The sequence below is a fragment of the Kitasatospora humi genome, from assembly GCF_020907985.1.
Lineage (GTDB): Bacteria > Actinomycetota > Actinomycetes > Streptomycetales > Streptomycetaceae > Kitasatospora > Kitasatospora humi.
This window is the reverse complement of record NZ_JAJJPA010000067.1, coordinates 23,065-30,866: the sequence shown is the minus strand read 5'-3', so window position 1 is coordinate 30,866 and position 7,802 is coordinate 23,065. Positions and strand designations below refer to the sequence as shown.

Genomic DNA, 7,802 nt, shown 5'->3' with positions numbered 1-7,802 from the left:
CCGTCGATCGTGTTCTCCCCCACGCTGGGGGCCGCGATGTTCTCGACCCAGTGCGTGAGCCAGGTCTCCACCGTCCACTTCTGGCCGGCCTTGGGGACCTTGCCGTTGTCGCGCTTGGCCTCCAGATCGCGGACCGCCTTGGTCACCTCAGGCCGGGTCTTGCGGGAAACGTGCCGACGGTCGGGGTTGCCGTCGTCCTTGATGCCGACGGTGACGTAGCCGTGCCACCGCCCGTCCTTGGCCTGGTAGATGGTCGAGTCGCCGTTGGGCTTGCGGGACTTGGTCATGGAGTCCCCCTCAGGCCACGAGAGCGACGGTGACGCTGGCCCGGTCGGCGATGTACTCGCTCAGCGCCTGGGCGGGGATCCGGCGCAGGCGGCCGATCATCACGGACGGCACCTCGCCCGAAGCGACGAGGGCGTACATCGTGGTGCGACCGACACCGAGGCGGCGGGCGGCTTCCTCGACGGTGAGGGCGACCAGGGTGGGATCCGGAACGGACTCGCAGCTCGCGACGAGGGCGAGCAGGCCCTGCTCGGTCAAGCCGAGCGCCTCCGAGAGGCGGGCAAGGGACAGGACGGACTGAGGCATGGGACTCCTCGTCGACCGCGCGGGGCTGGCACCCCGAGCGGCCTGATCGTGTGATGGGTGGTCATGGCGGCGCGATTCCTCGCCCAGGCGCGCTAACACCTAGAGCGAGACGCGGACGGGTCTGGCGATCCGTCACGCGTGCCGCGTGGTTCGTGGGGAGTCGGGTCGGACGGGGCTCCCGTGCGCTTACTGCTTGCTGAACGACCTCATGGGACAGGGTGCTTGTGCAGCCCCTCGGCCCTAGATTTCCTCATCCGCAGCAGGACGACTGCCGGACGCGTCGGGGGTCTCCTCGGAGACGTGCCCCCAGTCGTCGTGGTCGCTGAGTTCGAGGTAGGCAAGTTCTGATGACAGGGCCGGCGGAGTGATGCCCTTCTTGCGCATCATTCCTCTTCGGGCCCGGAGTTCATCTGAGTAGTCGCCGATGATCTCGTCGAACTGGTTGACCAGCTTGACGTTGGCCTCGCGGGTCGCCGCGTCGCGAGCCGTGGCAACCTTGCGGCGGTACTCCTCCGAGCTGCTGATCGTCTTCTGCAGGCCGTAGACCGTCTGGTTGTAATAGCGGATCTCGTCGAACCGCAGCTCAAGGTCGTTGGTCGGCTCGTGGTCTAGCGGCTGCTCCCCGCAGACCCACTGGAGCGCCTCACCGGTGGAGTACATCAAGCCCGGGAGAAGCTCGATCTCCCCGACCTCGCCCAGGGGAACGAGGAGGGCGACTGGAGGAACATCGAGCACTTTGGCGAGAACCAGCACCTCGGCCACGTCGACGCTGGAACGCCGGCCGTTCTCAAGGTTGGCGATGACGTTCCGTGCGATCGGGTAGCCCAGCTTCGCACAGGCTGCGGCGACGTCCTGCGCGCTCATCCCCCGTTCTTCGCGGAACCGCCGGACCGCCTCGGCAACACGGCCGGTCACGCCAGCCTGCCAGTCCTTGGGGTTCGTCATAGCAACAAGATAGCGAGCCAACACAGGCGGAGTCAACATTCAGCACAAGGCTCGTGTCGCTATGACACAAGCCTTGCCTTGACGGAGCACAGCTGCTGTGTGTTTACTCTGCGTACGTTGACGGACTCGGGCCAGCACGATCGGCCTCGCCAGCCCGGAAACGCATGCGGCCCCCGGTGTTAGCGCACCGAGGGCCGTGAAGGCTCCCTTATGTGACCACCCATCAAGACGATCAACCGCTGTGCGGCCTGCCAGGGCCTGATGCACAGCGGGAGGGAATCCATGTCCCAGCCTACGGGCCCGGCATACGGACCGTCGAGTCTCGACGCTGCCGGTGCCGCCTTCGACGACGACCACGCGGTGTTCCCGACGGGCACACCGCCGAACGACCTGGACGCCGAGCGGGCGGTCCTCGGTGCCTGCATGGCGCTGGGCAAGCCAGCCGTCGATGCGACGTGCGCCGTCCTCGACGCCGGCGACTTCTACCGGCCCGCCCACGAGACCATCTGGCGCGCCGTCCTCGACCTCGCCTTCGAAGGGGCCCCGACAGCAGCGGTGGCCGTCGCCGACCGGCTCCGGGCCAACGGTGCCCTTGATCGCGTCGGCGGCGTGAACTACCTGGTTCGGATCGCCGCCGAGGCGCCCCCGGCAGCAGACAACGCCGACTACTACGCGGCCATCGTGCGGCGCGAGTCGGAGCTGCGGAAGCTGCATGTGACCGGCATCCGGACCATCCAGCAGGCCCTGACGCCCGGCGCCCAGCCGGACGAGATCCGCACCGCTCTCGATGCCGAGGTCCGCGAAGGACGCGAGCGCGCGCTGGCCTCCGGAAGCAGCCGCCTGTCGCGCTTCATGGTGGACGGCTGGGACTTCGTCACCAAGACCGGCGCGGACAAGGAGCCGCTGTGGGGCACCCGCGGGGAAACCGCGTGGGCAGCCGGGGAGAGCCTGATGATCGTCGGCGCACCCGGCGTCGGCAAGACCACCATCGCCCACCAGGTGATCTTCGCCCGGATCGGCCTGGGCGACTCGGCGCTCGGCATGCCCATCGCCGAGAGCAAGCGCGTCCTGTACCTGGCCATGGACCGGCCGCAGCAGATCGCCCGGGCCATGGCCCGACTGGTCCGGCCCGAGCACGAGAAGCTGGTCCGTGAGCGGCTCCTCATCTGGGAGGGCCCGCTGCCGAGCAGCCTCGACAAGGAGCCGGGGCTCCTCGCCGAGCTGGCCACCGCACACGGCGCCGACACCATCGTCATCGACAGCCTCAAGGACGCCGTCAGCACTCTCGTCGACGACAGCCTCGCCATCGCCTACAACAGCGCCCGCAACCGGGCACTGCGCGAGGGCATCCAGGTCATGGAGCTGCACCACCAGCGCAAGGCCACCGCGGACGCCCCGCGCGGCCAGCGCCCCACCCTCGACCGTGTGTACGGCTCGACCTGGCTGACCTCCGGCGCGGGGAGCGTGCTGTTCATCGCCGGCGAGGCTGGCGACCCTGTCGTCAACCTCCACCACCTCAAGACGGTCACCGGCGAGATCGGCCCGCTCACCATCGTCCACGACCACGAGGCGGGCACCAGCGCCGTCGAGGAGACCATCGACATCGCCGAACTCCTACGGGCGACGCAGGACGGCGTGACCGCCAAGCAGCTGGCCACTGCCATGACCGGCGACAAGAAGCCCGACGCCGCAGCCATCGGACGGGCCCGCCGGCGGTTGAACACCCAGGTCAAGTCCGGGCTCGCCGAGGTGGAGAAGGGCTCCGCTGGCGGTATCGGCGGCGGCAAGGAGGACCGCTACTTCACCTCCGCCCGCCACATCAGCGCCAGCGCGCCGCTGGCCGCTGTCGAACAGCCCGCGATCCCGCTGACCGTCGCGGCCGCACGGCCCACCGGCGCTGCGCAGGCGTCCTCCGAGCCTCCACTGACCGATACCGAGAACCACCGAGTCACGGCGGCGACGGCTGCGTCACCAGGAACAGGGCGTTTTCGCGAGCGTTCACGCACCTCCACCACCGCGACCGTTGTACAACCCGTTGTCGCGCCGGACGCTCCCCGGAAAAACCGCAGGTAGAAGCGTTTTCGCGACCGTTTACGCCGTTGTAGCACCCGAGCGTTTTCGCGCGCGGCCCCCTTTAGAAGGGGCCTCGCGTAAACGCCCCCGAGCGGAGCCCGCCTTCAGGCAAGCCTGCCACTGAACCCTGTGTCACCAACCCCGAGCCCGGACACAGCACGTCCAGCCCGCCACCGGCCGAGTCCGACCCGGCCTACGTCAACGACGACAGACGGTAATCCCCCGACCACACCTTGACTGCAAGGACCCCTCCCGCATGCCCAGCACCCAGCCGGCCACCCGCCCGACCGGCTTCGGCGCCTTCGCTCGCGTCACCATCACCCTCGTGATGGCCGTGACTGCAGGCCTCGCCTTCAGCTTCTCCTTCGGCAACGTCTGGGCCCTTGCCCTGCGACTCGGTATCCCGCGCAGCGTCGCCCCGTTGATCGCACCGATGGTCGATCTGTCCGTCGTCGGTCTCCTGGTCGCCCTGCACCACCTCGCCGCCACCGGCACCGAGCCCACCCAACTGCGCTCCGCCACTCGCCTGATGCACCTGTGCGGCCTTCTCACCCTCACCCTCAACACCGCGGAACCCGTCCTCGCCCAGCACTACGGACGCGCCCTCCTCGACGCTGTTGCCCCCGCTCTCCTCCTCGGCTGGGGCTCCGTAGGCCCGAACCTCCTGCGCCTGATCCACGCACCTGCCACCAGCGGCGCAGAACACGGCCACGACCGGTGTCACGAGAGTGAACGCTCCGCCCAGAGCGCTGACGACCGGGCGAGTGCCCCGCTGCCACCCTCCGGGTCCAGCTCAGCAGACACCGAGCAGGGCCAGCCGACCAACAGCGAGGCGACCACCGAGCCTGCCGAGGACGCCCCGCTCGTCCATAGGAAGCCGGTAGTTGGCACCAAGCGCCTCGGACGCAGGCCAGCGGCCACCATGGAGGAACTCGCTGAGATCGCTCGGCCCGTCGTGGCCGAGCAGGGCGCCACCCACGCCGTGGTCAAGCAGGCCATCCGTGATGCCGGAAAGCCGATCTCCAACGATCGTCTCGGCGAGCTGGTGCAGCTCCTCAAGGACGAGCAGACCGAGGCGGCGGCCTGAGCCGAACCACCGACTTCCGGAACTCCCGCACCCCGTCAGCGGGAGTTCCGGAAGTCTCCGAACGCCCGCCTCCTACACCGCATCTCCGGCACCGCCCAACCGCGCCCCGGCCGGAACATCACCCCCATCACCACCGCCCTCGGCACCCCATCGCGACAGCAGATCCGGAGAACCCCGTGCCCGACCCGCAAGACCGACACACTCCCACCCGCACCGCGCCCAAGGAAGGCGGTAAGGGCGGTAGGCTGACCGGCCTGTGGCATCGTGCCTTCGGTAACTCTGCTCCTGGCGGAGCCAGTTGTACCCAGTCTCCGACACTTCGCGCGGGTCTGGGGTCCTCCGCCCCGGGGGTGGCGGAGAAGGCCCGGCGCGAGGGCGCGCCAGACCAGGCAAAGGCCCTCGGCCCGGACGAACTCACCACGCTGCAGCTCGACATCCTCGCTCGCGTACGCGCCGACCAGCCGAGCACCGAGCCGCTCACCATCGTCGATGACGAGAGCATCCGCGTCGCCCGTGCCGCGTTCCTGCACGAGAACACCGCCGCCCTCGACGTCCCGAAACTGAACGCTCCCGAAGGCGCCCAGCCGATGCCCAAGGGCAAGATCCGGCCGCACACCGGAACCCGCCGCAAGGAGCGGGTCGGACCGGTCAGCTACACCCCACCGGAGCACGCCGAGCTGCTCGATGCCGCCGACCGCCACGGCTACGGGAACACGATCTCCGGATACCTCGGCGACATCTCGCTGGCCTTCATCCGGGGCGAGTTCACCGTCGACCTGCCCCTGCACACCGACCGCCTCGCCCTCCAGATGTTCCGCGCCGAGGTCCTCCACCAGATCGGCCGCATCGGCAACAACATCAACCAACTCGTCCACGTGCTCCACCGCGACGACCGCGTCGAACCCGACATCAGCGAACGCCTGGAACGCCTCGACCACCTGCTGACCGACATCGCCGAAGCCCTGCTCATCCCCACCACCAGCCCCGAAGGAGGCGCCAGCACGTGATCCCCTCCATCAAGGCCCCGGGCAGCAACACCCGCGGCCTGCTCGCCTACCTCTACGGCCCCGGCCGCAACGACGAGCACATCGACCCGCACATCGTCGCCTCCTTCAGCCCGCGCGGCCTGCACGACCCCGGACGCGACCCGCACGCCACCCTCACCCAGCTCGCCCGGATCCTCGACGAGCCGGTCAACCAGCGCAACAGCGGCTTCGGCAAGAAGGTCACCGACCACGTCTGGCACTGCCCCGTCCGCGCCGCCAAGACCGACCGCTACCTCTCCGACGCCGAGTGGGGCGAGATCGCCCGCCGCATCGTCCACGCCGCCGGCATCGCCCCCGACCGCGACCCGCACGGCTGCCGCTGGATCGCCGTCCGGCACGCCGACGACCACATCCACATCCTCGCCACCACCGTCCGCCAGGACGGCCGCCGCCCCAAGCGCCACAACAGCGGCAAGAACGCCCAGGCCGAAGCCCGCCTGATCGAGAAGGAGCTCGGCCTCTACCAGGTCCCTGCCGGCGACCGGACCGGCGAGCGCCGTCCCACCCAGGCCGAGATGCACAAGGCCGACCGTCTCGGCTGGCAGCAGACCAGCCGTGCCTGGCTGCAGGACCGCATCCGCGACGCCATCCCCCACGCCGCCACCGTGGAGGAGTTCTTCGCCTACCTCCAGGCGGACGGCGTCGAGGTCAAGATCCGCCGCCTCCCCTCGGGTGACCTCCAGGGCTACTCCGTCGGACGGCCCGGCGACCTCAACGCCAAGGGCGAGCAGATCTACATCCCCGGCGGCAAGATCGCCCCCGACCTCTCCCTACCCAGGTTCCAGACCCTCCTCGCCGCAACCGCACCCGAGGAACACCCCACCGCCCGACGCAACCGCCCGACCAGCAGCTGGCAGCGCACCACCGACGCCCTCGACCACGCCCACCAGCACCTCACCGACGACACCGCCAGCGGCGGGGACGGGGACGGCTCACTCGCGCAGGCGCAGATCACCGCGCTGGGCGACATCATCAACGCCACCACCCAGGCCACACCCACCGAGCTGCGAGCAGAGCTGCGAGCCGCCACACGGGCGTTCGCCCGTGCCCAGCGCTCCCAGATCCGCGCCGACCACCAGGCCGCCGCCGACCTGCGCCGTGCCGCCCGCGACATCATCCACGCGGGCGACGGACCCGACGGCAACGCCCTCACCGTGATGATCGCGGCCCTCGTGTGGGCAGCGATCCTCACCAGCCGCTGGCATCAGGCCCGAGGCCACCAGCAGCAGGCCCATGCCGCCCAGCAGGCCGTCCAGCACCTCCAGGCCGCCTACGACCACGCCGCTGCCGGCCAACTCGCCGCCCTCGCCCACCGTCAACCGAAACCAGATATCACCAACACCCTGGCCGGGGACATCCGTTCTGCCGTCCCCGACCACGCCACCCGGATCCTCGCCGACCCCAACTGGCCCGCCCTGGCCACCGTCCTCGCCGACGCCAAGGCCCTCGGCCACCAGCCCCGACAACTCCTCCAGGAGGCCGCCGCCCGCCGCGAACTCACCACCGCCCGTATGCCCGCCAAGGTCCTCCTCGGCCGCATCCAGCACACCAGCCGTAACCCCAACTACAACCCCGCTGCCGAAGCCGCCCGCCTGCGCTCACCTGTCGCCAAACCCCTCGGCCAGCAGCCCACCCTCACCGACACGACCACCACACCCCGCGCACCGGCCGGCACCCCGCCCCGCCGCACCCGCTAACCCGCGGCCGCCCCTTCACGCCAGGCCGCCCCATGCCGGGGCACCGACCCGGTGCCCCGGCACCCCCACCCAGTACGGAGACCAACCCTGAAGATCCACCCGGACGCCGCCCAGTACCCGATGCTTCCCGAGCACGAGCTGTACGACCTCGCCCAGGACATCAAGACCGGCGGTCTGCTGATGCCGATCGTCGTCGACCCCGACGGCGTTCTCCTCGACGGCCGCAACCGTCTCGCCGCCTGCGAACTCGCAGGCGTCGAACCCCGCTTCACCACCTACACCGGCACCGACCAAAGGGCGTTCATCTACCTGTCCAACGTCGTGCGCCGTCACCTCAGCGAAGGGCAGCGCGCCATGGTCCAC

At 69.9% G+C, this 7,802-nt stretch carries 7 protein-coding genes and 1 pseudogene; 4 read left to right on the top strand and 4 right to left on the bottom strand.

Translation table 11 applies throughout. The features are described from left to right. From LN042_RS33625 to LN042_RS33615, 3 genes and pseudogenes are all read right to left on the bottom strand, one after another. A pseudogene (locus LN042_RS33625) lies at positions 1-287 on the bottom strand (tyrosine-type recombinase/integrase); the annotation flags it as partial. 10 nt (positions 288-297) lie between these two features. After that, positions 298-591, bottom strand: a complete 294-nt coding sequence (locus tag LN042_RS33620; RefSeq protein WP_230055245.1) for a helix-turn-helix domain-containing protein — start codon at positions 589-591, stop codon at positions 298-300. 240 nt (positions 592-831) lie between these two features. Continuing rightward, complete coding sequence (locus tag LN042_RS33615; RefSeq protein ID WP_230055244.1) at positions 832-1,536, bottom strand: helix-turn-helix domain-containing protein; 705 nt, start codon at positions 1,534-1,536, stop codon at positions 832-834. A gap of 282 nt (positions 1,537-1,818) precedes the next feature. Between LN042_RS33615 and LN042_RS33610 the strand changes: the two genes are divergently transcribed. From LN042_RS33610 to LN042_RS33595, 4 genes are all read left to right on the top strand, one after another. Next, positions 1,819-3,609, top strand: coding sequence for a DnaB-like helicase N-terminal domain-containing protein (locus LN042_RS33610; RefSeq protein ID WP_230055243.1), 1,791 nt, complete (start codon positions 1,819-1,821; stop codon positions 3,607-3,609). A gap of 256 nt (positions 3,610-3,865) precedes the next feature. Continuing rightward, complete coding sequence (locus LN042_RS33605; RefSeq protein ID WP_230055242.1) at positions 3,866-4,696, top strand: DUF2637 domain-containing protein; 831 nt, start codon at positions 3,866-3,868, stop codon at positions 4,694-4,696. Between the two features lie 350 nt (positions 4,697-5,046). After that, positions 5,047-5,703: a MobC family plasmid mobilization relaxosome protein gene (locus LN042_RS37905; RefSeq protein ID WP_230055241.1), complete on the top strand. Its 657-nt coding sequence runs from the start codon at positions 5,047-5,049 to the stop codon at positions 5,701-5,703. After that, positions 5,700-7,439, top strand: coding sequence for a relaxase/mobilization nuclease domain-containing protein (locus LN042_RS33595; RefSeq protein ID WP_230055240.1), 1,740 nt, complete (start codon positions 5,700-5,702; stop codon positions 7,437-7,439). Before LN042_RS37905 ends, LN042_RS33595 begins: the two co-directional genes overlap by 4 nt. A 15-nt stretch (positions 7,440-7,454) precedes the next feature. Here LN042_RS33595 and LN042_RS38255 read toward each other — a convergent pair whose 3' ends face one another. Then, on the bottom strand, positions 7,455-7,802 hold the full coding sequence (locus LN042_RS38255) for a hypothetical protein (protein WP_230055239.1): 348 nt from the start codon (positions 7,800-7,802) through the stop codon (positions 7,455-7,457).